18 protein-coding genes are annotated in these 26,773 nt (G+C 68.0%); 13 read left to right on the top strand and 5 right to left on the bottom strand.

From position 1 onward, the window contains the following. The 13 genes from VM221_02235 to VM221_02175 form a co-directional block, all read left to right on the top strand. Positions 1-945 (top strand): hypothetical protein (locus VM221_02235; protein ID HUT73637.1); only part of this gene is annotated, 945 nt, incomplete at its 5' end. Positions 946-1,092: 147 nt separating this feature from the next. Continuing rightward, positions 1,093-4,578 carry a S8 family serine peptidase gene (locus tag VM221_02230; GenBank protein ID HUT73636.1) on the top strand — a complete coding sequence of 1,162 codons (3,486 nt, stop codon included), beginning with the start codon at positions 1,093-1,095 and terminating at the stop codon, positions 4,576-4,578. A 42-nt stretch (positions 4,579-4,620) separates the two neighbouring features. Further along, positions 4,621-6,603, top strand: coding sequence for an invasin domain 3-containing protein (locus VM221_02225; protein HUT73635.1), 1,983 nt, complete (start codon positions 4,621-4,623; stop codon positions 6,601-6,603). A gap of 159 nt (positions 6,604-6,762) precedes the next feature. After that, the gene (uvrB, locus tag VM221_02220) at positions 6,763-8,796 is read left to right on the top strand and encodes an excinuclease ABC subunit UvrB (GenBank protein HUT73634.1); all 2,034 of its coding nucleotides are present in this window, start codon (positions 6,763-6,765) and stop codon (positions 8,794-8,796) included. Positions 8,797-8,984: 188 nt separating this feature from the next. Then, positions 8,985-10,124 carry a trypsin-like peptidase domain-containing protein gene (locus VM221_02215; GenBank protein ID HUT73633.1) on the top strand — a complete coding sequence of 380 codons (1,140 nt, stop codon included), beginning with the start codon at positions 8,985-8,987 and terminating at the stop codon, positions 10,122-10,124. Positions 10,125-10,158: 34 nt separating this feature from the next. Next, on the top strand, positions 10,159-10,950 hold the full coding sequence (locus tag VM221_02210; GenBank protein ID HUT73632.1) for a DUF6602 domain-containing protein: 792 nt from the start codon (positions 10,159-10,161) through the stop codon (positions 10,948-10,950). Positions 10,951-10,971: 21 nt separating this feature from the next. Beyond that, positions 10,972-13,875, top strand: a complete 2,904-nt coding sequence (gene uvrA, locus VM221_02205; GenBank protein HUT73631.1) for an excinuclease ABC subunit UvrA — start codon at positions 10,972-10,974, stop codon at positions 13,873-13,875. A gap of 296 nt (positions 13,876-14,171) precedes the next feature. Continuing rightward, positions 14,172-14,603 carry a DUF3883 domain-containing protein gene (locus tag VM221_02200; protein HUT73630.1) on the top strand — a complete coding sequence of 144 codons (432 nt, stop codon included), beginning with the start codon at positions 14,172-14,174 and terminating at the stop codon, positions 14,601-14,603. Between the two features lie 103 nt (positions 14,604-14,706). Beyond that, the gene (uvrC, locus tag VM221_02195; protein HUT73629.1) at positions 14,707-16,587 is read left to right on the top strand and encodes an excinuclease ABC subunit UvrC; all 1,881 of its coding nucleotides are present in this window, start codon (positions 14,707-14,709) and stop codon (positions 16,585-16,587) included. Positions 16,588-16,754: 167 nt separating this feature from the next. Then, positions 16,755-17,120 (top strand): methylated-DNA--[protein]-cysteine S-methyltransferase, encoded by a 366-nt coding sequence (locus VM221_02190; GenBank protein ID HUT73628.1) that lies wholly within the window; start codon positions 16,755-16,757, stop codon positions 17,118-17,120. A gap of 43 nt (positions 17,121-17,163) precedes the next feature. Beyond that, entirely contained in the window at positions 17,164-17,550 is a 387-nt protein-coding gene (locus tag VM221_02185) for a phage holin family protein (protein ID HUT73627.1), read from the top strand. After that, the gene (rapZ, locus tag VM221_02180; protein HUT73626.1) at positions 17,547-18,443 is read left to right on the top strand and encodes an RNase adapter RapZ; all 897 of its coding nucleotides are present in this window, start codon (positions 17,547-17,549) and stop codon (positions 18,441-18,443) included. The genes VM221_02185 and rapZ overlap by 4 nt, the downstream gene beginning before the upstream one ends. A 66-nt stretch (positions 18,444-18,509) precedes the next feature. After that, positions 18,510-19,778: a gluconeogenesis factor YvcK family protein gene (locus VM221_02175; GenBank protein ID HUT73625.1), complete on the top strand. Its 1,269-nt coding sequence runs from the start codon at positions 18,510-18,512 to the stop codon at positions 19,776-19,778. A gap of 51 nt (positions 19,779-19,829) precedes the next feature. Here VM221_02175 and VM221_02170 read toward each other — a convergent pair whose 3' ends face one another. The 5 genes from VM221_02170 to VM221_02150 all read right to left on the bottom strand — a co-directional run bounded on the left by VM221_02170 (position 19,830) and on the right by VM221_02150 (position 26,700). Continuing rightward, on the bottom strand, positions 19,830-20,870 hold the full coding sequence (locus VM221_02170; GenBank protein HUT73624.1) for an alpha/beta hydrolase family protein: 1,041 nt from the start codon (positions 20,868-20,870) through the stop codon (positions 19,830-19,832). A gap of 685 nt (positions 20,871-21,555) precedes the next feature. Continuing rightward, the gene (locus tag VM221_02165) at positions 21,556-22,785 is read right to left on the bottom strand and encodes a glycosyltransferase family 4 protein (GenBank protein HUT73623.1); all 1,230 of its coding nucleotides are present in this window, start codon (positions 22,783-22,785) and stop codon (positions 21,556-21,558) included. A gap of 112 nt (positions 22,786-22,897) precedes the next feature. After that, entirely contained in the window at positions 22,898-24,070 is a 1,173-nt protein-coding gene (locus VM221_02160) for a glycosyltransferase family 1 protein (protein ID HUT73622.1), read from the bottom strand. Continuing rightward, positions 24,067-25,299, bottom strand: coding sequence for a glycosyltransferase (locus tag VM221_02155; GenBank protein HUT73621.1), 1,233 nt, complete (start codon positions 25,297-25,299; stop codon positions 24,067-24,069). The genes VM221_02160 and VM221_02155 overlap by 4 nt, the downstream gene beginning before the upstream one ends. Before the next feature lie 87 nt (positions 25,300-25,386). Continuing rightward, the gene (locus tag VM221_02150) at positions 25,387-26,700 is read right to left on the bottom strand and encodes an O-antigen ligase family protein (protein ID HUT73620.1); all 1,314 of its coding nucleotides are present in this window, start codon (positions 26,698-26,700) and stop codon (positions 25,387-25,389) included. Positions 26,701-26,773: the final 73 nt, after the last annotated feature.

Below are 26,773 nucleotides of genomic sequence, written 5' to 3'. Positions count from 1 at the left end.
GCCACCGAAATGGGAGTGTCGCCCGGAGGAATCCACATCTGCGGCACCTCCGCCGATTTCACCCCCCAGGCGTTCCCCAACTTGGGAAGCACGGCTTACATGGCGGTGAAGGCTACAGTGCCGACGATAATTGACACCTATTCGTCGTTCTCGATCGGGCAATACGTGGGCGCGGGCGGGCCCGCCGGGAGCATCGCGCTGGTCTCGGTGAGCGGCGGCCCGCTGCAGTTGCCGGGCGGCCCCTGGGTCATCACCGCCACCCTCACCGACAAGTTCGGCAACGCGGTGCAGGACAACACCCCGGTCTATTTCTCGATACAGAGCCCGACCAACGTCACCGACGCCACCGTGAGCTTCCAGTCCAATCCCGCCTTCACCGTTGGCGGCACGGCGACCACGTTGCTGTCGGTCCAGTTGCTGGACGAAGCCGAGGCCGGCACCTTTACCATCTTCGCCGGCTCGCCGCAGGGCGGGCCGGGCTCCGATGCGCAAGGGACGCTCGGGATGACCGTCAACCCGCCGCCGGGCGGCGGCGTGCGCTTCGAGATTAACTACCCCGACACCAATGCGGTGCTGACCCAGACCTACCCGATCGGTCCCGGTCTGCAGTTGATAGCCAACGCGTTCTCGATACACAACGCCGGAACTCAGCAGGGAACCATCTACATCAGTAACGCCCCAGACGCGGGGGCGAAGGTCTATCCGTTCCAGTACGCCACCTTCCGCGTGCATTCGGTCAATCCGCCCGCCATCGGCGCCGAACCGCTGCCGATTGCCGTGGCGGCAGACACCACGATCTGGGTGGACGTGATCGTGAAGACCGACGGCCTGAACGCGATTGACAGCCCATACGGGAGCCAGATTGGCCTGCTCACGCCGACGCCGGGCACGATCACCTATCTGGCGACGCCCAACCCGCAGCGGATTGCGATCAGCGTTCAATGATGCGCTGTCAACGACTGAGGTAGCGCCGATCGGCGCGCACGGGCAGCGGGAGCCCGCATGAGATGACATAGCCGGGACCTCTCCCGCGGGACAGGTCCCGGCTTGCGCACTGGGGGATAGCGTGCGAGAACGAGGGAGGGCGCGGAGATGAAGGCTTGTGCTCGGGGTACGGCGGTGGCGCTGGTGCTTGCGTTGGGCATGGCGGCGACGTCCGCTTGGGCGGAGCTCTACATGCCGATCCTGGCCGGCGAGGATCAGTTCGATCCGAAGTGCGCCGAGCCGGCCGCGGTTGTGCAGGCGCGCCAGGCGGCCGCGACCACCCTCGGCTCCACCATTTCCCCCGACCGCGGCTACTACGTGGTGCAGTTCCAAGGGCCGGTGCGCTGGGCGTGGAAACGCCAGGCAGCCGATCTGGGGGCGGTGTTTGTTGACTACGTGCCGCGCAACGCGTTCGCCGCGCGCATGACCGCGGCCGAAGCCTCGCGCGTCGCTGCGCTGCCGGTCGTGCGGTGGGTGAGCCCGTTTCCCGCGCGCTGGAAGTACCGGGGCTCCCTGGTGAGCAACCCCAAGCGCGGCCTCACGGTGGTCGTCAAGCTGTTCCCGGGAGAGACGCTGGACCGCGTGAACAGCTTCATTCGGCAGCGCAAGTTGTGGCGCCTGGGCGGCGCCTGGGAGCCGACCCCATCGGTGCTGGTGCGCACACCCGCGGCCGCCGTGCTCGACCTGGCGGCGCTGCCCGAGGTGCAGTGGATCCAGGAGTACCGGATGCCGGAGCTGCGCAACGACCAGGGCCAGCGCTATCTCAACGTCAGCAATGTCGCGGGCCTGCCGTGGGGGGTGGACGTCTGGCAGGACTACGGATTGTTTGGCGGCGGCCAGATCGTGGGGATCGCCGACACCGGGCTCGATACCGGGAACGCCGCCAATCTCCACCCCGACTTTCTGAACGCTGCCGGGCAGCCGCGGCTGGTGCAGGCTTTCGCCCGCGGCCGCACTGGTGATTGGAGCGACAGCACGACGCCGCCGGTGGCGGAAGGTGGTCACGGCACCCATGTTGCCGGCTCGGTGCTGGGTAACGGCACGATGTCCGGTTCCAGTGCCCCGACACACTACTACACCGGTTCCTTCGCCGGGATGGCGCCGGAGGCGGGCCTGGTCTTCCAGTCGGTGATGGACGCCGCCGGTTTCCTATCGGGCCTCCCCGACGACTTCGGGCAGCTCTTCGGCCAGGCCTACCAGGCCGGGGCGCGCATCCACACCAATAGCTGGGGCGCCTCCTACTACTTCGGCAGCTACACCTACGAATCGTTCATGGTGGATGACTACCTGTGGCGTCATCCTGATATGACCATCCTCTTCGCCGCCGGCAACGACGGGTATGACGAGGACGGCGACGGGATCATCGACGCCACCAGCATCGGCCAGCCCGCCACCGCCAAGAACTGCATCAGCGTCGGCGCGAGCGAGAGCTATCGCCCGCCGAACTCCGGGTGGGGCGGGCTCGCGGATTATACGTGGGACATCTTCGGCTACTTCGCCGATCCCATCGCCTCCGATTACATCTCCGACAATCCCTCCGGCATGGCCGCGTTCAGCAGCCGCGGCCCGTGCACCGACGGCCGCATCAAGCCCGACGTGGTGGCTCCGGGCACCAACATCATCTCCTGTTACTCGCGAGGCAAGCTGGGCCATCACAGCGGGGTCGAAGAGCTGTGGGGCATCTACAACGACTGGTATCTCTATTCGGGCGGCACCAGCATGGCGACCCCGCTCACCGCCGGCACGGCGGCGCTGGTGCGCGAGTACTACGAGAAGGTGCGCGGCCACAGCAGCCCCACCGGCGCCCTGGTCAAGGCCACCCTCATCAACGGCGCCCGCGACCTCGCCCCGGGGCAGTATGGAACGGGGTCGAAGCAAGAGATCCACGCTCGTCCCGACGGCGCCCAGGGGTGGGGGCGGCCCGACATCGGCAACTCGCTCTTCCCGCAGCGGGCCCACGCCGGCGCGAGCCTCATCTTCCACGATTACGGCATGATCACCGACACCGGGGCGGTGGATATCCACCCGCTGGTGGTCACCAGCGCAAGCGTGCCGCTGGCGGTGACCCTGGTGTGGACCGATGCCCCTGCTGCGCCTTACACGTCATCGGCGCTGGTCAATGACCTTGATTTGACGGTGGTTGATCCCCGGGGTAGCATATACCGCGGCAACTTCGGCACGGTGCCCGCCTCCGACCGCATCAACAACGTGGAGCGACTCGACTTCTCGAGGCCGCTGGTGGGCACCTACTATGTCAAGGTCTCGGGGTATAACTTGCCATACTCGCCCCAGCCGTACGCCCTGGTCATGACCGGCACCACCGCCACCACCTACAGCATCAGCGGCCGCATCGCCGATGTCACCGGTCGGCCCGTGGGCGACGCCGCCATCAGCGTCGAAGGCATCGCCACCTCGCCCGGCCGCCGCGTCACCGGCAGCACCCGCGCCGACGGCACCTACCGTATCACCAACCTGCTCCCAGGGCGCTACCGCATCACCCCCAGCAAGCGCTTCCACGAGTTCACGCCGGCGGAGCGCCGCGTGGACGTGGTGAACCACGACGTGACCGGCGTTGACTTCGTGGCGTCGGTGGCGGTGCGCTACCAGATCGCGGGCTACGTCTGGGACAGCGCCGGCCGCGGGGTGCCCGGGGTTGAGCTGGACGTGTACCGGGAAAGTGCCGGTAGGATTGCTGCCACCTATGCGGCGGTCACCGATGCCGGCGGGCACTACACGGTCCCGCAACTGGACCCCGGCTACTACTACATCGAACCTACCGTGGCGCCGGACCGCTGGATTACCCCTCCCTATCGCGAGCTCGAGCTGCCCAACCGCGAGAGCGCCAGCCAGAACTTCTGGCTGAGCCCCCTCATCTACAGCACGATTGACGTTTACGCGCTCTACCCCAACAAGAGCCCCATCGCCAGCGCCACGGTCACGGTCTGGCGCTCGGACGGCGATTGGCGCGTGGTGCAGACCCGCCAGACCAACTCCCAGGGCTTCGCCCGCCTGGGCGGCCAGTACGTCGAGAACGGGCAAACGGTGCAGGTCTTCCGCGAAGGTTACTACTATATTACCGTGAGCAAGCGCGGATACACCTTTGAGGTGGCGGTCAACGAGGATCATGTGGAGGGACAGCTGCCGGTCGTCAGCTGGTTCGGGCCCGTTACCACCGCCGCCTTCTATTTCTGGGGCGATTCCCCGGCGCCCACCTACTCCGCCAGCGGTCTGGCGCGCACCCTGTGGGACCGCCCCGTGCCGAACGCCCGGGTGACGCTTTCCGGGCGCGCCAGCGGCCGTGTCTTCCACACCTCCACCCGCTCCAACGGGTACTACTACCAGACCGCGATGCCCGCTGACATCTACGATGTCACGGTGGAAAAGGCCGGCTGGCAGTTCACGCCGATAGATCCACTCACGGGGTGGCCGGATCCCGGCTATCAGGCCCGGCTCAAGGTGGGACCGCCTGCACACACCCCGCCCATCAGCTTCTGGGCGCTGGGCCAGGATCCATGGGTGCTTGGTTTCCAGGAGCGCGATTACGACTACCAATATCCCAACGGCAGGCAGGACTACTGGGCGATGCCGCAGTAGGCTGGCCGCATCGTTTCGTGGCGCGGCTGCCTGACGATGCCAATGAGCAGGGCAGTCCCATACCTGTGGGCGGTAGTGCTGGCGGCGCTGGCGCCGGCCGCCATGGGCGCCGGCTACCGCATTGACGTCCGGGCGCAGCCGCCGCGGCTGTCCGCCGGCAGCGACCCCTGCGCCGTCACCGTCAGCGTCAGCGATGACCTCGGCGCCCCCGCCCCCGACGGCACCGAGGTTGCCTTCGTCACCACCCTGGGCACGGTTGAGCCCCAGACCGCCATGACCTCCGCGGGCATCGTCCGCACCGAGTTGCGCAGCGCCACCCCGGGCACCGCCGAGGTGTCGGTAGTGGTCGCGGGGCAGCGGGAGGCCGTCGTCGTCGAGTTCCGGGGGAGCGCGCCCCGGGCCCAGACCACCGACGCGCCGATGATCAGGATCGCCGCCGGCTACGTCGCCTACAGCGCCGACTACGACTGCATCACCGCCGCTGACAGCGCCCGCGCCGAACAGGGCAAGCTGGTGGTCGAAGCGGGCAATATCCAGTACGAAGTGGGCCGCGGGGTGCTGCGGGCACAGCACGACGTGCGCGTGTGCGGCGGCGACGCGATCATCGAGGGCGACCGCCTGTTCTACCGGGTGTCGAGCGGACGCGGCAGCATACTGCGGGCGCGCGACACGGTGGAGCGCATCTCCTTCCAGGCCGACGATCTCGAATCCACCACCCAGGACGCGTCCTCCGGCGCCGATTTCACCCCCCTCGATACCGGCGACACCAGCACCTGGATCGTCGCCCGCGATGCGATCGTCTTCCCCCGCGAACGCATCCAGTTCACCGACGCCACCGTCTATGTCGGCAACCGGCGCATTGTGTCGCTCCCCTACTACGTTGCTCCCCTGAGCGGCCAGCGCAGCCTGCTCAACCAGGTCCTCAGCTTCAGCTCCAACGGAGGGGTGAACCTGGATCTGCCTTTCTATTACGCGGCCGACCGCAGCCACGCGGGGTCGCTCCATCTGCGCCACCGCGCCAGCGGCAGCTATGGCTACGGCGGCACCGGCTGGTCACTCGGGGCGCAGGAGCAATATCGCCTGGGACCCCGCTCCACGGGGACGCTCACGGTTGACGACGTCACCGAGAGCACGCGCAGCGTGCGCCTCGATCACCGCCTCGATCTCGGCGCTGCCGGCAGGGCCAGCATGGCCGTCAACTACTATCGCTTCAGCCCCGATTACCCCGGGTCCCTTACCGCCCGCGCCCTCTACTCGCGCCGCCTGTCGGACGCCGACCTCGATGTCATCGCGCTCAGCAACTCCTTCGGCGGCTCCGCCAACTGGTCGCTGGACGCCAACATGCGCTGGCGGAATCGCGAGCTCGGCCACAGCGGCGTCGGCTACGACGTGACCGGCAACTTAGGCTACGGCGGCGGCCAGACGAGCTACGGCGGGGGCATCTGCGCGGGCGCCGGGGTGGGTCTCGCGCCGCCGGCGTGGGAGATGAGCAAGCGCACCTCCGCGACCCTCGACCTCGCGCAGCAGTACCAATGGGCGCAGATCGGCGGGCTGCGCAGCACCTTCGACGCGCGGGCGGTGCTGCGCCAGGTGCTGGGCGGCCTCGGCAGCATGTCGCTGTCCTACAACTACAACCTCTCGCGCGGCGGCTACTACGACTCCTACGGGCGCCAGCAGATCAGCCTCAACGCCTACCTCAGCCAAGGCCTGCTGTGGAGCGCCTCCGGATACGGCAGCTACGACCTCGACCGCGACAGCGTGTTCGCTTCCGGCAGCATCAGCTATCGGCTCCCGCTGCCGGAACGCCAAGGCCAGTTCCCCTGGCGCCTCGACCTGCGCGGCAGCTACGCGCGATTCAGCACCTCCGAATCGCTCAACTCGCGCGTCGCCGTCGGCCGCGCGCTCGGCCCGTACGAGCTGCTGCTGTGCTACTCGCCGACCGGCAACTACGGCTCGGGCAGCTACGGGTACGGCTACGGCGGCGGCAAGACGGTCTGGATCGAGCTCGCTCCCCTGGGTTTGTGATCCCGCCAGTGGACGACCGCGGCCGGCAGCCATCACCGTTCTGCCCGCCGGCGGAGGCGGCCATCGCCACCACATCGAAGTTCGCCCCGGCCGCTGCACGCCGGTTGCTCCCCGGGCCCCCGCGTTCCTGCTATAATTAGTCGAGGACCGCGCCCGGCGATGAGCAAGCAGTTCGATCTCCGTTCCGACTTCGAGCCTAGCGGCGACCAGCCCCAGGCCATCGCCCGGCTGGTGGAGGGGCTGGGCCGCGGCGACGCCTACCAGACCCTGATGGGCGTCACCGGCTCGGGCAAGACCTTCACCGTCGCCAACGTCATCGCCCAAGTGCAGCGGCCGACCTTGCTCATCGCTCATAACAAGACCCTGGCCGCCCAGCTGTGCACCGAGCTGCGCGAGTTCTTCCCCGCCAATGCCGTCGAGTACTTCGTCAGCTACTACGATTACTATCAGCCCGAGGCCTACCTGCCGCAGTCGGACACCTACATCGAGAAGGACGCCTCCATCAACGAGGAGATTGACCGCCTGCGCCACGCCGCCACCCAGGCGCTGTTCGAGCGCCGCGACGTCATCATCGTCGCCAGCGTGTCGGCGATCTACGGCCTGGGCTCGCCCGAGGACTACGAGCGCATCACCCTGACCGTCGAGCGCGGCCAGGCCCACGACCGCGACGCCATGCTGCGTCGCCTGGTGGACATGCAGTTCGTGCGCAACGACGTCAACCTCACCCGCGGCAAGTTCCGCGTGCGCGGTGACGTGCTCGAGGTGCACTCGGTGGACAAGGAGCTCATCACCCGCATCGAGCTCTTCGGCGACGAGGTCGAGCGCATCACGGTCATCAGCCCCCTCACCGGCGAGGTGGTCGAGGACCGGGAGCGCGCCGTCATCTTCCCCGCCTCCCACTACGTCTCTCCGTGGGACAAGCTGGAGCGGGCGCTGGCCGCCATCGAGGACGAGCTCCAGGAGCGCCTCGCTTACTTCCGCCAACACGACAAGCTGCTGGAGGCGCAGCGGCTGGAGCAACGCACCCGCTACGACCTGGAGATGATCCGCGAGATCGGCTACTGCAACGGCATCGAGAACTACTCCCGCCACCTCGACGGCCGCGCTCCCGGCACGCCCCCTTACACCCTGCTCCACTATTTCCCCGACGATTTCCTGCTGGTGCTCGACGAGTCACACCAGACGGTGCCGCAGCTGCGCGGCATGTACGAGGGCGACCGCTCGCGCAAGCTGAGCCTGGTCGAGCACGGCTTCCGCCTGCCGTCGGCCTTCGATAATCGCCCGCTGACCTTCGACGAGTTCGAGCAGCTCCACGGGCAGACCATCTTCACCTCCGCCACCCCCAGGCCTCACGAGCTGGGAATCAGCGCGCAGGTGGTGGAGCAGGTCATCCGCCCCACGGGGCTGGTGGACCCCGAGCTGGAGGTGCGCCCGACGCGGGGGCAGGTGGACGACTTCATCGCCGAGATCAATGCGCGCGCGGCGCGCGGCGAGCGCGTGCTGGTGACGGCGCTGACCAAGAAGATGGCGGAGGATCTGACCGAGTACCTGGCGGAGCTGGGGCTCAAGGTGCACTACCTGCACTCGGAGATCGAGACCCTGGTGCGCAGCGAGATCCTGCGCGACCTGCGGCTGGGGGTTTACGACGTCGTCGTGGGCGTGAACCTGCTGCGCGAGGGGCTGGACCTGCCGGAGGTGTCGCTGGTGGCCATCCTCGACGCCGACAAGGAGGGGTTCCTGCGCTCGGAATCCAGCCTGATTCAGACCATCGGCCGCGCCGCCCGCCACGTCTGGGGGCGGGTCATCATGTACGCCGACGACATCACCGACTCCATGCGCCGCGCGATTGACGAAACCAACCGCCGCCGCGAAATGCAGATCGCGTACAACCGCGAGCACAACATCACCCCCGAGGGCATCCGCAAGGAGATCCGCGAGCTGCTGGCGGCGGCGGAGCGCGCGGCGGAGGAACCGGCGCTCTACTACGCGGGCGAGGGGCGGCCGGAGGCGCAGCTCCCGCACATCATCGCCGATCTCGAAGCGGACATGCGCGCGGCGGCGGCGGAGCTGCGCTTCGAGGAGGCGGCGCACATCCGCGACCAGATCGTCGCGCTGCGGGGGCGGCGCGCGGTGGCGGGCAAGCCGGTCGCAGCGCGTGCCGGCCGCGGCGCCCGCGGGCGCAAGCAGAGATAGAGGACCATCCGCGGGTTGCGCGGATTTCGCAGATTGTGGGGCGCGGCATGCCGCGCCCTCCCGATTCGGCACAGCACGCTGTGCCGCTGAGCTCCCTGCGCGGCGCAATCTGCGGATCATGACGGAACCCTCATGGCATCGGATAAGATAGTAGTGAGGCCGCAAGGAAGCCGAGCACGGAGGGGTGCATGCACACAAGGGATGCGCTGTCGCAAGTAAGCCCGGCCGTGGTAACGGTGGTCTGCTTCAACGAGAAAGGCGAGCAGACAACCCAGGGAAGCGGCGTGATCGTCGCCCCCGACGGGATGGTGGTCACGGCGTGCCACGTTATCGCCGGAGCCGCGGCTGCGCGGGTGACGCTCCCAATTGGCGCGTATTTCGAGGTGGAGGGACTTCTGGCCCGGGACACCGAGGCGGATTTCGCGGTGCTCAAGGTGGAGGGCAAGGATCTGCCAACCGCGCCACTGGGCGACTCGGACCAGGTTCGGCAGGGAGACGGCGTGCTGACCCTTGGGGCGCCTCTTGGCCTTGAGCAGACGGCCTCGGAGGGTATGGTTAGCGCGGTTCGTGAGGCTCCTGAAGGCGGCCGGCGCTTGCAGATCACGGCTCCGATCTCACCTGGAAGCAGCGGCGGGCCTGTGATGAATCTGCGGGGAGAGGTCATTGGCGTTGCCACCTTTCACATGACGGAGGGGCAAAACCTCAACTTCGCCGTTCCCATCAACGACGTGAAGCCGAGACTGAAGGACATCGGTCGCGTAGCACCACTGACGAAAGCAGCCCGTAAGCCGCCCGCAAGAGTCGCGCCTCCATCGCTCGCCGGAAGCGCCCAATCGCTGTACCAGCAGGGCCTGGCGGCGTTGCCGGAAAACTACAACGCACCCCGAGCACGGGGCCAGCTCGAGCAGGCGCTGGCGCTCTTTCGCAGAGCCCTGGAAGAGCGCCCCGAATATCTTGACGCTTGGTTACAGGCCGGCTGTTGTCTTCATTCTCTGGGCCTCTGGCACGACGCGGTGCGCGCCTTCAAGCAAGCTATTCGCCTAGGGCCGGGCTTTGCTGATGCACACTTCTGGCTGGGCGTGGTCTACGCGCGCCTGCGCGCACGTGAGAAAGCCGTAGACGCCTTCAAGGAAGCCATTCGTCTCAAGCCGGACTTCGCTGAGGCCCACTTCCACCTGGCGCTGAGCTACCTGGGACTGATGGACTACTGGAACAACCCCGCGACGAAAGTAGATTGCCGCAGAGCGGCACACGACGAACTCAGAATACTCAAGGGCCTCAGCCCCGACCTCGCGGGCCAGTTGTTCCAATTGCTGGATCGGACGTGACTGCGCACCGAGGGGTCCGGTAACAGGAGCAAGAATGGCTATTGAGTTCAACGAACTCACACAGCTTTGTCAGGCGCTCCGTGACATAACGCCGCCCCAAGACGTTGGTAGTAACCTCAAGGGGTCGGCTATCGAGGCGGCCGTGCGTCACTACTTGCGCGGTCTCGTCCCCGAGCAGTACGAGATATCCTCAGGTCGCGCAATAACGTCCTTCGGCGCCGCAAAGTTCAGCCGCGAATGCGATGTGGTAATCTATGACCCACGGAAATCCGGTCCGTTCCCGATGGTTGGCTTTTTCCCCATCGAGGGCGTCTTGGCAGTTATCGAGGTCAAGACGACCCTCACTGAAAAGGGCATGAGAGAAGACGTCGGGAAGATAAGGCGCGTTCGGTCTATGGAAGCCTACCAAGGTGAATACGCGGAGGACAGGGACAAGACCGGCTTTGGCGACAATCGCCCACTGGGCGTTGTCTTTGCGGTCACGACCGCAAACAGGTCGGCGAAGATAGCGCAATGGTTGCAACAGGCCGTCGCCAGCGTTGAGCTTCACCAACGCCCGAACTTCGGCATGATTCTGCCCGATCGGTTCGTCTGTTACGGCACCGACTACCCAATGGCCGGCGGTGCCAAGCGGCTTAGGGGCCGTCATATGTATCCCACGGAGGCCCAGCAGATACTTGAGCTCAGAAGGCCCCAGACCCTGTTCGAGTCCTTCTTACCTCATGGGGTGGAAATGCGCGCCCGGTGCCCGACTACGTTTGATATCGAAAGGTACAGGGCCTGCAGCGAATTCAAGCCACTTGTGGACGCGCTAGCATGTGCGTAGCCACGACGGCTGGGTGCGAGAATGTCGCTCGACAAGATCATCGTCCGCGGGGCGCGGCAGCATAACCTGAAGAACATCACCGTCGAGATCCCCCGCCATAAGCTGGTGGTCATCACCGGCTTGTCGGGCTCGGGGAAATCCTCGCTCGCGTTCGATACCATCTACGCCGAGGGGCAGCGCCGCTACGTCGAGAGCCTGTCCTCCTACGCCCGCCAGTTCCTGGGACAGATGGACAAGCCCGACGTGGATACCATTGACGGGCTGTCGCCGGCGGTTTCGATTGACCAGAAATCGGCGACCCACAACCCACGCTCGACGGTGGGAACGGTGACCGAGATCTACGACCACCTGCGCCTGCTGTTCGCGCGCATCGGCACCCCCCACTGCCCGCAGTGCGGGCAGAAGATCGCCCGCCAGTCGCTGGCGCAGATCGTGGACGCGGTGGAGACGCTGCCCGAGGGCACGCGCCTCCTGCTGCTGGGGCCGGTGGTGCGCGGGCGCAAGGGCGAGTACCGCGCGGTGCTCGACGACATCGCCAAGCAGGGCTTCGTGCGCGTGCGGGTGGACGGCGAAGTGCGCGAGCTGTCGGAGGACATCAAGCTCGCGCGCTACAAGCAGCACACGATCGAGGTGGTGGTGGACCGGCTGGTGGTGCGCCCCGGCTTGCGCCAGCGCCTGACCGACTCGATGGCGACCGCGCTCAAGATCGGCGGCGGCGTCGCCGCGGTGCAAGTGGTTGACGGCGAGCAGATTGACTTCAGCGAGCACGGGGCGTGCCTGCGCTGCGACCGCAGCTTCCCCGAGCTGGAGCCGCGCATGTTCAGCTTCAATAGCCCCTACGGCGCTTGCCCCGCCTGCACCGGCCTGGGGACGCGCCGCGAGTTCGACCAGGACCTGATCATCCCCGACCGCTCCCTGAGCCTGGCTGAGGGAGCGGTGCTGCCTTGGGCGAGCGACGTCTCGCGCTATTTCAGTTCGCTGCTGCGGGCGGCCGCGCAGGCGTACGGCATTGACCCGCAGACACCGCTGAGCCGCATCTCCAAGGCCAAGCTCGACAAGCTGCTGGAGGGCACCGGCGAGCGCGTGCGCGTGCGTTTCCGCGGCCGCGGCGGTCGCCCGCGCGTGTACGATACGGCGTTCCGGGGCCTGCTCTACCACCTGATGCAGGACTACGAGCAAACCGATTCCGACTACCGCCGCAGCGAGCTGGAGAACTACATGAGCATCCAGCCGTGCCCCGCCTGCGGCGGCGCCCGCCTCAAGCCGGAGAGCCTCGCGGTGCGCATCAATGGCAGCAACATCGCCGACGTCGCCGTGCTGTCGGTGCGCGCCGCCGCCGAGTTCTTCGCCCAGCTCGCCCTCGACCAGCGTCAGCAGCTCATCGCGCGCCAGGTGCTCAAGGAGATCCGCGCCCGCCTCGATTTCCTGCTCAACGTCGGGCTGGACTACCTGACTCTCGACCGCACGGCGGCGACCCTGGCCGGAGGCGAGGCGCAGCGCATCCGCCTCGCTACCCAGATCGGCTCCGGCCTCACCGGCGTGCTCTATATCCTGGACGAACCCAGCGTCGGCCTCCACCAGCGCGACAACCGCCGCCTGCTCGCCACCCTCGAAGCGCTACGCGACCTCGGCAACACCATCCTCGTCGTCGAGCACGACGAGGCCACCATTCGCAGCGCCGACTACATCATTGACATCGGCCCCGGCGCCGGCGAGCGCGGCGGCGAAGTGGTCGCCACCGGCAAGGTGCGGGACCTGGTCAAGCAGCGCGCTTCGGTCACCGGCAAGTACCTCAGCGGCGAGCGCCGCATCCCCATGCCCAGCCGCCGCCGCGCGCCCCGCGCGCCACTCGGCGCCGACAGCTCCTGGCTGGTCATCCGCAACGCCCGCGAGCACAACCTCAAGGGCGTGGACATCCCGATCCCGCTGGGCGTGTTCGTGTGTCTCAGCGGCGTCAGCGGCTCCGGCAAGAGCACGGTCATGGAGGACATCCTCTACCGGCGGCTGGCGCACGCGCTGCAGGGGGCGCGCACCTCGTGGGGCAAGCACGACCGCATCGAGAACATGCGCGTGTTGGACAAGGTGATTGACATAGACCAGTCGCCCATCGGCCGCTCTCCGCGCAGCAATCCCGCGACCTACATCGGCACCTTCACCGCCATCCGCGAGCTCTTCGCCCAGACCCCGGAGGCGCGCGCGCGCGGGTACCGCCCCGGCCGCTTCAGCTTCAATGTCAAGGGCGGGCGCTGCGAGGCCTGCCACGGCGACGGCATCCTCAAGATCGAGATGGTCTTCCTGCCCGACGTCTATGTCCCGTGCGAGGAGTGCGGCGGCTCTCGCTACAACCGCGAGACGCTGCAGGTGCGCTACAAGGGCCGCAGCATCGCCGAGGTGCTGGAGATGACCGTCGCCGAGGCGCTCGAGTTCTTCCGCAATATCCCGGCGATTCATCGCAAGCTGGAAACCATCCACGATGTCGGCCTCGACTACATCCGCCTCGGCCAGCCCGCAACCACGCTCTCCGGCGGCGAGGCGCAGCGCGTCAAGCTGGCGGCGGAACTGTCGCGCCGCGCCACCGGCAGAACCCTCTATCTCCTCGACGAGCCCACCACCGGGCTTCATTTCGCCGACATCGAGAAGCTGCTGGAGGTGCTCAACCGCCTGGTGGACGCCGGCAATACGGTCATCGTCATCGAGCACAACCTCGATGTCATCAAGTGCGCCGACTACATCATAGACCTCGGTCCTGAGGGCGGGGACGCCGGCGGCGAGATCGTCGCCCGCGGTACGCCGGAGGAGGTGGCAAAGGTTGGGCACTCCTACACCGGGCAGTTCCTACGCGCGCTGTTGGGGGGCAACGACGAAGGCGCCAAGAAGCCCAAGCCGCGCCGCGCGCGGTCCCGTGTGGCACAGCCCGCTTGCTGATCCTGGCGGGTCCCTCGACGCTGGCTGCGACGAGTGATGTCATCCTGAGCGAAAGCGAAGAGGCCATCGCCGACGCCGGAGGATGTGGCACAGCCGCCCTCGGCTGTGATCAACGAGCGGAGCGTCAGCTCTCCGCGCCGGCGCCGAAACGACGCGGAGAGGAGCCACGCCAGTGAGCAATAAGGAGACCGACCCCAGGGCGTTACGCTCGCAGGGCAGGAGATCGCCTCCCGACTGAGAACCATCGCGCCGCGGACAGCAGGGCATGAATGGGATGGCGAGCAAAGAGGAACAGAATGAGAACCACGCAGATTCGGGACGCCGCGATGCGGCTCGCAACGGAGTTACTCAAGGCGGACGGTTGGCAGGTCTCGACCGGCGGCCCGGGCTATGACTTGACAGCGACGAGGGGGGATGATGAATTGCACATCGAGGTGAAGGGGGCGGGCGGGGCCGTGAGGAGCGTCGGCGGCTTCCGCTATCTGACCAAGAACGAGTTCGACGCGGCGCGCAAGGATCCAAACTGGCAGATGTGGGTTTTCGAAAACCTCGACGGCTCCGCCCCGGCAACCGTGACTCGCATTATGGGTGATGAGGTCCTGAAGCACGCGGAGATGGAGCCTCGCTGGTTCCTGCCAATGCGCTGGTGCCGCGAACATTGTGAGAGCATTGCACCCGAGACCTGCGCGAGGGCGCTCGACAGGCAGCCGACGGATTCCACTCGCTGAACGTACCGGAGGGACACAGCCGAGGGCGGCTGTGCCACATGATGGGCGGCAATCCGCATCGCTTGGCGCTGCGCCCGTACGCCTCCAGTCATCCGGCGTAAGCATGACGGAGATCGTCACCGAGGCCCATACCCCCACCCTGGCCGAGAAGCTCGCGTCGCTGCCGGCGCGCCCGGGCGTCTATCTGATGAAGGACGCCGTGGGCAAGGTCATCTACGTCGGCAAGGCGCAGTCGCTGCGCAGCCGCGTGCGCTCCTACTTCCAGCCCGGCCCCGAGCTGGCGGGGGCCAAGTCCGCCCTGGTCGAGCGCATCGCCGATCTCGACTGGACGGTCACCGATTCCGAGGTCGAGGCGTTGATCCTCGAGTTCAACCTGGTGCAGCGCCACCGCCCGCGCTTCAACGTGCGCCTGCGCGACGACAAGCGCTACCCTTACCTCAAGGTCACGGTGCAGGAGCAGTACCCGCGCCTGGTGGTGGTGCGCAAGATGGAGCGCGACGGCGCGCGTTACTTCGGCCCCTACACCAACACCCGGGCGATGTGGGAGACGGTGCGGCTGGTGCGGCGCATCTTTGGCGTGCGCCAGGCGCTGGTGGCGTCGGTCAAGAAGCGCGGCGGCTGCCACTGGCAGCCGGGCGAGAAACGATCTCGGCCATGCCTCAACTTCCACCTGCGCCAGTGCCTCGCCCCCTGCGTGGGCAAGGTCACCCCGGCGGAATACCGGCGCATGGTCAAGCGGGCGATGCTGCTGCTGGACGGGCGTGGGGGGAAGGTGCTCGTCGCCCTGCGCGGGCGCATGGAGCAGGCGGCGGCGGAGCTGCGCTTCGAGGAGGCGGCGCGCCTGCGCGACAAGATCGCCGCCGTCGAGCGCACGACCGAGGGGCAGAAGATGGTGCTCGCGGGCGGCGGGGACGCGGATATCATGGCCCAGTGGCTGCAGGAGGGGGAGGCGTGCGTCGTAGTTTTCGCGGTGCGCGAGGGCCGGCTGGTGGGCCAGGAGCACTACCTGGTGGACGGGACCTCGGGAGCGCCGCCGGCGGAGGTGCTGGGGGACTTCGTGCGGCAGCACTACGGGCGGGCGGCGTTCGTCCCGGCGCAGGTGCTGGTGGGGGAGAATATCCCCGATGCCGGAGTGATCGCCGATTGGCTATCGCAGCGCCGCGGGGGCAAGGTCACGGTGCGCCGGCCCCGCCGCGGCGACCGCAAGCACCTGCTTGAGCTGGCGGCGGATAACGCGCGGCTGCACCTCGAGCAGCACCACGCCCGCGCCGGCGCCGAGGAGCGCCGCGGCCGCGCAGCGGTGGCCGACCTGCAGGCCGCGCTCGCCCTCCCCGTCCCCCCCGAACGCATCGAGGCCTATGACATCTCCACCATCCGCGGGCAGGACTCGGTGGGCTCGATGGTGGTGTTCGAGCAGGGGCGGGTGAAGAGGGCGGACTACCGGCATTTCCGCGTCCGCGGCGAGACCGGCGCCCCCGACGACTACGCGATGATGCGCGAGGTGCTGGCGCGCCGCCTGCGGGCGGCGGCGGCGCGGGAGAAGTTCGCGCGCCTGCCCGACCTGATGGTGGTGGACGGCGGCAAGGGACAGCTCGGCGTAGCCATTACCGCGCGCGACGACCTGGGGCTGTCGCTTCCCATCGCCGCGCTCGCCAAGGAACGGGACTGGGTCTATCTGGAGGGGCGCTCGTCGCCGCTCATCCTGCCCGGCCATTCCCCCGCGCTGCACCTGCTCCAGCGCCTGCGCGACGAGGCCCACCGCTTCGCCCAGGCCTATCACCACACCCTGCGCGCGCGCCAGGCGCGCGAGAGCGTCCTCGACCAGGTGCGGGGGGTAGGGCCGACCTTGAAACGGCGGCTGCTCAGCCGCTTCGGCGGGCTGGCGAGGATGCGCGCCGCGGGGGTTGAAGAACTGGCGGCGGTGCCCGGGGTCGGGCGCAAGGTGGCGCAGGCGCTAAGGGCGCACCTGGAAAAGAAGGCATGATTGCGCTGGCGCATGTGGAGCGAGGTTGGGTCGGCGTACGCGCGACCCAGCGCGGCATCGCGGCCTGCACGTTGCCTTGCGCCACGGTTGCACAGGCCCTGGCGCAAATAGGGGCAATCCATGTGGCACAGCCGCCTCGCCTAACCACCGGCGGGCAAGTCTCGGCTGTGTCCGGAGTGCTCCACCGTGCGCTGCGCGACCTGCGCCGCTTCTTCGCCGGTGAGCGGGTAGACTTCGGCCTTCCCCTCGACCTGGCAGGGCTGCCCGATTTCACCTGCCGCGTCCTACTCACCGTGGCAGGCATACCCTACGGCGAGACCCGCACCTACGGCGAGGTCGCCCGGCGGGCGGGGAACGCGCGGGCCGCGCGCGCGGTGGGGCAGGTCATGGCGCGCAACCCGCTGGCCCCCATCGTTCCCTGCCACCGCGTGATCGGCGGCGACGGCCGGCTGGTGGGCTTCGGCGGCGGACTCGACCTCAAGCGCGGGCTGCTGGCGCTGGAAGGGGCCGCGGCCGCGCCGGGAGAATGCTAACAGGGTCGGCGCTCGCGCCGCAGCGAGGGAAGGAGCGAACACCATGCGCGCACTCCTATTGCGCTGGATACTGCTCAGTATCGCCGTGTGGGCGGCGGCGAGCATCCTGCCGGAGGCGATGGTGGGGCTCGACCAGGTATGGGAGGCGGCGCTGGCGGCGGCGGTGATCGGCCTGCTCAATGCGCTGCTCAAGCCGGTGTTATTCGTGTTCAGGATCGTAACCTTGCCGATCAATCTGCTCACACTAGGGCTGTTCGGGCTGGTGGTGTCGTTCGTGATGAACGTGATAATCTTCTGGGGAGTGGGGCAGTGGATGCCCGGGTTCCGGGTGCACGGGATCGTGGGGGCGGCCGCGGGGGCGGCGATCATGAGCGCGATCAACGGCGTGCTGATGATGCTGGTGCCCGATCGTCGGGAGCGAGTGCGATGATGGCGGAGACGCCGCGCCAGACGCCCCGGCGCGGGGGGGTGGAATTGGTTGTCGTCACCGGCCTGTCGGGCGCCGGCAAGAGCGAGGCGATTCGCGCCTTCGAGGACCTGGGGTTCTTCTGCGTGGATAACCTGCCGCCGACTCTCGTCCCAAAGTTCGCCGAGCTGTGCGCCCATTCCGGCGGCAAGGTGTCGCGCGCGGCGGTGGTGATAGACGTGCGCGGCGGGGCCTTCTTCGACGATCTCGCCGCCTCCCTGGCCGAGCTTGAGTGCCAAGGCTTCAACTACCGCATATTGTTCTTGACCGCCTCCGACGAGGTACTGGTGCGCCGCTACAAGGAGACCCGGCGGCGTCACCCGCTCGCGGGCGGCGGCCTTCCCCTGCTCGAGAGCATCCGCCGGGAGCGCGAGTTGCTGGCGGGTCTGCAGGAGCGCGCGCACAAGGTGATGGACACCTCCGAGCTCGCGGTGCAGCAGTTCAAGGGCGAGGTCAGCTCGCTGTTCCCCGCGCGCGGCGCCGGGGAGATGGTCATCACCGTCGTCTCCTTCGGCTACAAGTTCGGCCTGCCGCTAGACGCCGACCTTGTGCTCGACCTGCGCCTCCTGCCCAACCCTCACTGGGTGGAGGAGTTGCGCCCGCTGTCGGGGGGAGATCAACCGGTGCGCGACTACGTCCTCGCCGGCGCCGTGGCGCACGAGTTCCTGGCGCGCCTGTTCGACTTCCTCGACTTCGCCCTGCCGCGCTACGCGCAGGAGGGCCGGGCCTACCTGACCATCGCCCTCGGCTGCACCGGCGGGCGCCACCGCAGTGTGGTGCTGGCCGAGGAACTGGCCGCTCACCTCGCCAGCGACGGCTACCGGGCGTTGGTGGAGCACCGCGACATCGCCAGGTAGCGCGGTTCGCGAACCGCCCCTGCGCAGCCGGCCGGGGGCATGGGAGCAACGGGGGAGAGCAGAGTGATGAAGATTGTGCGCTGGATGTTGCGCTGGCTGTGGCCCGGCCTGGGAGTCAAGCGCTGGCTGGCGCTGGGCGCCCTCGGCCTGGTGCTGGTGGGGCTGGGCGCCGCGACCGTGGTCGTCGGGCTGCGATTGCCCGGGCGGCTGTGGGTGGTGGGCATAGTGCTCGTCGCGCTCGGCGTCGGCGCTGCTTTCTGGGGCATGCGGCAGATGGTGTGCTCGGTGGTGTCCGCGGTCAGCCCCCGCGATCGCGGGCGCCTGGCGGAGGCGCTCTACGCCCGGCGCTGCCGCGCGGAGGGCCCGCGTCTGGTCGCCCTGGGCGGCGGTACCGGCCTCTCGACCCTGCTGCGCGGGCTCAAGCACCACAGCGGCAATATCACCGCGGTGGTCACCGTCTCCGACGATGGCGGCAGCTCCGGCCGCCTGCGCCGCGACCTGGGGATCTTGCCCCCCGGCGATATCCGCAACTGCCTGGTCGCCCTCGCCGAAGTCGAGCCGCTGATGACCGAGCTCTTCCAGTATCGCTTCCGCGACAACGGCCACGGGCTTGAGGGACATTCCTTCGGCAACCTGCTGATCGCGGCGCTGGCGGGGGTGACCGGGGATTTCGGGCGCGCGGTGGAGGAAACGAGCAAGGTGCTCGCCATTCGCGGGCGAGTGCTGCCGTGCACCCTGAGCGATGTCCGTCTGCGGGCGGAAATGGACGATGGGACAACCCTGGAGGGGGAGACCACTATCGCCGGCAGCCCGCGGCGCATCGCGCGCCTGCACCTGGAGCCGGCCGACGCCCCGGCGCTGCCGGAGATGCTGCGCGCCATCGAGCAGGCGCAGGCGATCATCGTCGGCCCCGGCAGCCTCTACACCAGCGTGCTGCCCAACCTGCTGGTGCCGGGGGTGGTGGATGCCATCCGCCGCTGCGGCGCGCCGGTCATCTACATCTGCAACCTCATGACCCAGCCGGGGGAGACCGATGACTACGGCGCCGCCCGCCACCTGGAGACCATCATCCGCCATCTCGGCTGCAATCCGTTCACCGTGTGCCTGATGAACTCGCGCCTGCCGCAGGCGGCGGTGCTCGCGGCCTATCGCCGCGAGGGCGCCGCGCCGGTGCACCCCGAGCCGGACGCTATCGCCGAGCTGGGAAGTCGAGCGGTGGTGGCTGATCTGCTGTGGACCGCGGACCTCGCCCGCCATGACCCGCATAAGCTCGCGGGCGCGGTCATGCGCCTCCTCGAGTCGTTATCAGGCGCCCCCGGCCCTGCGCGTCACTGACGCCGCTCAGGGCTTGCCCCCTCGACAGTAAGGGCAAGGCATGCCTTGCCCCTACATTCGCGTCAACCACTGCCGCAGCCAGGGGATCGCCTCGGTTCCGTCCCAGCGATGGGGGCCGTGGAACACGGCGTGGCGCAGGCGCTCCTCCGCTCCCAGCGCCGCGTACGCGCGGCGAGTGATCGCTACCTGCTCGCGTACGTTGGCCAGGCCGCGCTCCCCGTTCAGGGTATCCTCATCCCCGGTCTCGATGAGCAGGGGCCGCGGCGCGCATAGCGCCCCCAGGTCGCCCATGTCGGCGAGCAACCACAGCCCGGGAACGTAGTTGCAGTCGCAGTTCGCGCTCAGGACCAGCAAGGAATCACGCACCCCGTAGAAGTATCCGCTGTCCACCGCGCAGGTGACGCGTTCGTCCAGGGCGGTGAGGTAGAGCGTCTGTAACCCGCCGCCCGAAAGCCCCGCGCAGCCGATGCGGCTGGCGTCGCAGTCCGGCCGCTTCGCCGCGTAATCTATGAGGCGCATCAGGTCCCACGTCCACATGCCGGCGACGGTCAAGCCCAGCGGCAGCGCCATGTGCGCCAGCTGCCAGCACGAGCCGCCGATGAAATGAGCCTCGTCATCTCCCTGGCTGTATGATTCGCGGCGCTCGCCGAAGCCTCGCGCATCCGGGCACAACACCACCCAGCCCTCGCGCACGAAGGCCACACCGTAGTCATAGGAGTGCGCCTCGATAGTCTCAGCCACCGCCGGAATATCCCGCCGACCAGCGGGAGAGAGCTTCCCGGCGCTGGCATGACCGTGCGGCGCCAGCACCACCGGTCGCCGCTCACCCGGTGTCATCCCCTCGGGAATGAGCAGGTAAGCGACCGCGGTGACCCCCAGCTCGGTTTGCACCTCGACCCGCTCCCGCAGGTAGCCGGACATGAGTGTGCGCTCGGTCACGACGCCCTCCACCTCGCAGGGCTCCATGGCGTCCATGCCGAGGAGCCTCCAGACTTCGCTGCGAAGCTGTCGCTGCCATGCGCTGGTCTCCTCTGCGGTGGGCGGTGCGCCGCCTGCGGGCGGTGCGCCGCCTGCGGTTGCGCTGAAACCCATTTGGCGGCCGCAGCGCGCCAGGCGCTCGGCGAGGCGCTGTTCGCACGTGAAATAGCGCGGCACGTGAACGGTGCGAGAGGGAGCATCACTCAACGTAGTATTCCTCCTGCTTTGGGGATTGGATCATCTATGCCGCGGATGAAGGCCAGCGCGTGAAGGGTCTGGCGCTTCACCGGTTTACTGAAGAAAGGCATGCGGGTTCTTAACAGGGGAGGGACGACCGAAGGCGGTGGCTCCTCTGCTTGCCAATGGCTCGATGCCTGCGACAACTCCCGTAGCGTGGCGTCGAATCGGCTCAGGTCCACGCTGACCGCCCGCATCTTCAACCCCTGCGGAGGAACCGGCAGTCCACGGCACCCAGCGGTGAATAGGAAGCGTCTTTGTTGTCTATGAAAGCGGGATCGCGAAAGGCGCCGCCGTTCGTTCCACCATTCGGTCCAAAGTCAAAGAGCGTCGGATGAGGCCGGATTCGCATGTCCCGACCGACAGTGTAGGAAGCCGTGGGTTCCGCCAGCCCCGCATCAGGCGTTGCAGACACGCGACCCTGGCGCGCGCGGGGATGCTCACGCGCTTTGTTTCCGAATCGCCTCATGGTTAGAACAAGCGCAGGGATAGTCAAGAAAATAGAAACAGCTACCTACTTCCGCCTCATTCGCGGCGAATGCTGCCCCGCTCGACGCGACCGTTAGGTTCGCCCGTTGGCGATGCCCAGCAGCAGTTCCTCGTAGGCGCTAAGGGCGCCGTGACGACTGAACGACTGCTCGGCCCCGCGGCGGGCGCGGCGCGCGAGATCATCACACAGGGCGCGATCGTCGCGCAGGGCGCGCAGGGCGGCCACCAGGGGGACGGGGTCGTTGGGAGGGACGGCGATGCCGCAGCGGTTCTGGGTGACGATGCGCGCGGCGTCGGAGGACAGCGCCACCGACGCCACCAGCGGCCGCGCGCTCGACATGATGGTGGGAATCTTGGAGGGAAGGCTGGTGTGGGACGCCTCCTCGCGCAGCAGGACAACCGAGACATCAGCGGCCGCCAGCAGCAGCGGCAGCTTCTCCCGCGGTTGCAGCGGCAGGAAGCGCACGTTGGTTAAACGCATTGCCTGCGCCTGATCCACCAACGCCTGCTTGCGCGTGCCGTCGCCCACGATGAGAAACTGCGTGTGATCCGATTGCATCATGCGCGCCGCTTCCAGCAGCACCTCCAGGCTCTGCGAGCGCCCCAGGTTGCCGGCGTAGAGCACCACGAACTGGTTGTCGAGGTCGAGTTCGCGCCGCACCTCGTTGTCCCGCGGCAGCGGCCGGATGAAATCCGTGTCCACCCAGTTGTAGATCACCGCCAGCTTCGAGTGCGGCACTCCCTTGCCCGCGAGGTTATCGGCGAAACTGGGCGCGATGACCGCCACCCGCGCCGAGTGGCGGTAAATCCATTTCTCCACCACGTGAAGCAGGCGCATGAGCCAGCCGTCCCGCAGCACTCCCAGGCGCTCGATTACGTCGGGGAAGATGTCCTGGATGTTGAAGATGAACGGCACTCGCCACGCCCGCGCCGCCAGCAGCCCCGGCACGCCGCTGGGAAACGGCGGCGACACGCACAGCACCACCTCCGGCCGCCCCGCGCGCAGCAGCCCATAAACGCACGACAGGGCGAACGACAACTGCAGCAGCGCCTTGTCCAGGTTGGACCCCCGCGGGCGCACCCACACGAAGGTGCGGTAAACGTCTACCCCATTAATGCGCTCGCGGCAGGCCAACTTGTCCCGGTAGGCGGGCGGGATCACACGCTCGGGGAAAAAGGGCATGCCGCAGACAACGCTGACTTCGTGCCCCTGGGCGGCCAGATGCTCGGCGAGATCGCCGACAAGGGGGCCGTTTCCGGTCTGGTCCGGGCGATAATGCATGCTGAGAATCAGGACCTTCAACCGCTTGTCTCCTGAACTCGCCGGCGCCGTTACTCGCTCTGCGTGGAACGCCGGCGGCAGCGGACTGCCAGAGCATTCGACACCAGCGTCGCGACGCCTTCTGGCCGCGGCGTCATTTTCCCGGACCCCGCCTACCGCGCCGCGAACCGGCCGCCGCGGCCAGCACGTCCATGGTGCGCCGCGCAGTCTCGCGCCACGAGAACTGCGGCGCGCGCTCCAGGCCGGCCTCGATCAGCCGCTCGCGCAAGGGCTCGTCCCAGAGCACGCGCTCGATCGCCGCCGCCATGTCCTGCGCGTCCTCGGGATCGAAGTATATGGCGGCGTCTCCGCCTACCTCCGGCATCACGCTCGCGCGCGACAGCGCCAGCGGTATGCCGCTCGCCATTGCCTCGATCTGGGTCAGCCCGAAGCCCTCGAAGAACGACGGGAAAACGTACGCGCGCGCCGTGCGGTACAGCGCCGCCACTTCCTGCTCCGGCACGCCGGCGGTGAGGGCCACCGAGCCGCTGACGCCTAATAAGGCGGATAGTTGCCGCAGTTCACGATCCACCTGCGCGTCCAGCGGCCAGCCGGCGATGACGAGTTGCACCCCTTGGCGAGGAGCCGCGCTCGCCGCAAACGCCCTGAGCAGGGTGTCGAAGTTCTTCCACCTGTAAATGCTGGACAGAGAGAAGATGTACGGCTGCCGAATGCCTTGTGCGACCGCCCAGGCGCTCAATTCATCACCGGGCCGGGCGGGGCGGAATCGGGATATGTCCACGCCGTGAGGGATAGCAACGATGCGCTCGGGCGGGATGTCAACCGCGTGCATGAGCTCTTGCCGCGTGGTCTCGGTGGGCGCGATGAACGTCGTCGCGGTGAGGCGCGACAGGCTGACGAACACGCGCAGATACAGCCCCGCCGCGCGCGGGAACTCCTGCGGGCGCACCCAGGGCTGGCTGACGTTGACCGTTACCACCGAGGGCAGGCCTGCCCCCGATGCCAGCAATAGGTCCACATTGCCCGGGCAGAAGATCACATCGGGGCGCATGCGCCGCGCGAGAGCGGCTAGGCGCGTCTGCTCCCAGGCGACGCGAACGGCAGGGCTCCGGGCAGCCGTCCTCGGAATCTCCAGCAGCGAGAATCGCGGATCAGCCGGCAGGATCTCAGCGCCGACGTCGGACTTGGCAGCGACGACGAAGCTCCAATCTCCAGCAAGTTGCGCCATGTGCGCAAACAGGTTGGAGACATAGCGCCCGACCCCTCCGCCGAGGTGCACCGGCGCGCAGTTGCAGAGGATTCTCACTGCTCGTCCCTCGGCGGCGGCATGATCGCGGGGGCGTCTCCCGGAGTCGCGGCGCGCGGTGCGGGCACGGAAGGCGCGCGGCCGAGCAGATCGTCGTACAGCGCCTGCACCCGGCGCACGTCCTCCTCAATCGAGAACCCGGCAACCATGCGCCGGCGCGCGGCTTCCCCCATCGCCTGCGCGCGCGCGGGGTGGTCCAGCAGGCACTCGATCGCCGCCGCCATCGCCTCCACATCACCCGGGGGCACGAGCAGACCCGAGCGCCCGTCCTCGATTATCTCCGCCGCGCCGCCCGACTGCGTCGCCACCGCGGGCTTCGCCATCGCCCCCGCCTCCAGCAGCACCGTCGGCAGCGAATCCGCCGCCACCGATGCGTGAACGGCAATCTGAACCTCGGCCAGCAGCGACGGTATGTCATCGCGCGCGCCGGTGAAGATGATGCGATCCCTCAGCCCCGCTGCTGCGGCCAGTCGCTGCAGCCGGGCCGGCCATTTGCGGTCGCCGAAAAGGGACGCGCCGACGACGAGGAAGACCGCTTGCGGGTGATCGTCGGCGATGGAAGCGGCGGCGCGAATGAAGACATCCTGACCCTTGGCGGGAGCAAGCTGGCCAATGGTCGCCACCAGTTGCGCCTCCCGCGGCAGCGCGTATTGCGCGTGGACGAAGCCGGTCGCGGCCCGCGGCAGAAAGCGCTGCTCCAGGTCGAGGCCGTTGTGAATCACCGCCAGCTTGTCGGCGGGAATGCCGGCGGCCGCCAGCGCCTGCGCCACCGCGCGCGAGACGCAGATGATGCGGTCGGCGTTGTGGGCCGCGCGGCGCAAGACCCAGCCGTTGGGCCAGCGCCGCTTGAGGATGCTGTGCATGTGCCAGATGCTGGGCACGCCGCACTCCCACGCGGCCTGGCTGCACGCCAATTGCGCGGTTAGGGAGTTGGCGTGCAGCAGGTCAATGTCGTGGTCGCGCAGGTATGCTTGCAGCCATCGTGAGAACCACGGAAACCGCGGCAGCTCGCGCAGCGCCGAACGTGCGCTGCGCCGCAGCAGGGGAACCCGATGCCGCGTAACCTGGACTCCGATCTCTTCCAGCCGCGCCGCCAGCGGGCCGGCAGCCGGGCATATCGCGCGCCGATCGTAACTGGCCCGATCAAGCGATGAGAGCAAGTTGAGCAGCACGGTCTCCGCGCCGCTCACTTGCGCCACGTGGTTGACATAAAGAATCCGTACGGACATGAGAGCACCTGGCAGCACGACGGCGCTACGGCACGCAGCCGTAAGCATCTGCCCTATCCGCCTCGACTTGCCACCGGACCGCGCCGCTCACGGGGTGGGCTGGGCCGCGCCCGCGCCGGCCGGTGACGCCGCGGCGTTGCCCGCGTTCGCCTCGGCGCGCGCCACGGCAGCCGCCGCGGAGGTAAGCCCGGCCAGCACCCACAGATGCTTGAGGACCAGGGCGTTGAGGAACGCCGACTGCACCGCCACGCAGCCAAGCGCGTACAGGCAGCCAGTCAGGATCGTTCGCGCCACTCCAGGCTGGGCGACCCGGCGCGCGCGCAAGGCGTTGAAGACAACCACCGTTCCGAGTGATAGGAGGGCAAGCAGCGCGGGGATCCCGGCGTCGGCGCCAATTTGGAGGTAGGTACAGTGAACCATCCGCTCGAATGCGTTCGCCGGCAGGTACATGAAGGTGCCTAGGCCGGTGCCTATCCACGGATGGCGGGCCATCACCTCCAGCCCCAAGCCAAGCAGGCTGAGTCGGTTGCTTACCGATTGCGGGTTCAGCCCCACCATTATCGCGGCGGTGAGGGGGGCCATCACCACCACCAGCCCCAGCATGGCGGCCCACGCCAGGCGCGCGGGTGCGCGCGGACGCAGCAGCACGAACGCAGTCATGAAGGCCAGCAGAGTCATCCAACCGCCGCGGGAGAAAGTCAGCACGAATACGATCAAGTCCAGCCCCACCGCCAGCCACACGAAGGTTCGATAACGCGGCGATACCTGCCCCTCCAGCGCCACGAACAGCCCAAGCACGATGGGTACGACAAGGTATAGTGCCAGGTAGTTGGGATCGAATGTCGTTGCGGTCAGGCGCAGGAAACTGAAGTCGCCCATGCGCACCACGTCCACGATCGGCTGCAGCGGCGATACCCGATAACGCATCCAAATCAGCAACTGGGCGATGGCGAGCAGCGACATCACCACCGAGGCGACCAGGATCGCGGTCACCGCCCCCAGCAGATGCCGTTCGCTGCGCAGCAGGTTGGCGACGATGACGGCGGTGAGGAGCATCATGAGGATGCTGAAGGCCTGGCGCAGCGAGAGTCCGAGGTCGAAGGTGACGAAAAACGAGGGCAGCAGCAAAACGTAGAACAGGGCCGCCGGTGCGTAGAGCTCGCTGCGCGCGATGCGACCGCGGCGATGAAGCACGGCCGCCAGCCAGCGCAGGGTGACGACCACCAGCAGCGCGTCGGAGACGGAGATGCGCAGAGGGCCGACCGGCACCGCGAAGTTGTCGAAGGGAAGCGCGAGAATCACGCCCCACAACAGCCACTGAACGGGCGCCAGGATCGCCGCCGCCGCCCCGGCAGCGGCGAGCACCAGCAATGGCTGCGAATAGGGATGTGCTTCAGCCAACGGCAAGTGACACCTCGGGCAGGGATCCGCTCGACCGCAAGCGCACCGCGGTTGCGGTCTTGACCATCGCCCG

Source organism: Armatimonadota bacterium (genome assembly GCA_035527535.1).
Taxonomy (GTDB): domain Bacteria; phylum Armatimonadota; class Hebobacteria.
Note: the sequence above shows the minus strand (reverse complement) of the source record. Positions and strands in the feature narration are given on the sequence as shown.

Coding starts and splice junctions, on each gene's coding strand:
- VM221_02230 (HUT73636.1), top strand. CDS start 1,093: ATGAAGGCTTGTGCTCGGGGTACGGCGGTGGCGCTGGTGCTTGCGTTG.
- VM221_02225 (HUT73635.1), top strand. CDS start 4,621: ATGAGCAGGGCAGTCCCATACCTGTGGGCGGTAGTGCTGGCGGCGCTG.
- uvrB (HUT73634.1), top strand. CDS start 6,763: ATGAGCAAGCAGTTCGATCTCCGTTCCGACTTCGAGCCTAGCGGCGAC.
- VM221_02215 (HUT73633.1), top strand. CDS start 8,985: ATGCACACAAGGGATGCGCTGTCGCAAGTAAGCCCGGCCGTGGTAACG.
- VM221_02210 (HUT73632.1), top strand. CDS start 10,159: ATGGCTATTGAGTTCAACGAACTCACACAGCTTTGTCAGGCGCTCCGT.
- uvrA (HUT73631.1), top strand. CDS start 10,972: ATGTCGCTCGACAAGATCATCGTCCGCGGGGCGCGGCAGCATAACCTG.
- VM221_02200 (HUT73630.1), top strand. CDS start 14,172: ATGAGAACCACGCAGATTCGGGACGCCGCGATGCGGCTCGCAACGGAG.
- uvrC (HUT73629.1), top strand. CDS start 14,707: ATGACGGAGATCGTCACCGAGGCCCATACCCCCACCCTGGCCGAGAAG.
- VM221_02185 (HUT73627.1), top strand. CDS start 17,164: ATGCGCGCACTCCTATTGCGCTGGATACTGCTCAGTATCGCCGTGTGG.
- rapZ (HUT73626.1), top strand. CDS start 17,547: ATGATGGCGGAGACGCCGCGCCAGACGCCCCGGCGCGGGGGGGTGGAA.
- VM221_02175 (HUT73625.1), top strand. CDS start 18,510: ATGAAGATTGTGCGCTGGATGTTGCGCTGGCTGTGGCCCGGCCTGGGA.
- VM221_02170 (HUT73624.1), bottom strand. CDS start 20,870: ATGGGTTTCAGCGCAACCGCAGGCGGCGCACCGCCCGCAGGCGGCGCA.
- VM221_02155 (HUT73621.1), bottom strand. CDS start 25,299: ATGTCCGTACGGATTCTTTATGTCAACCACGTGGCGCAAGTGAGCGGC.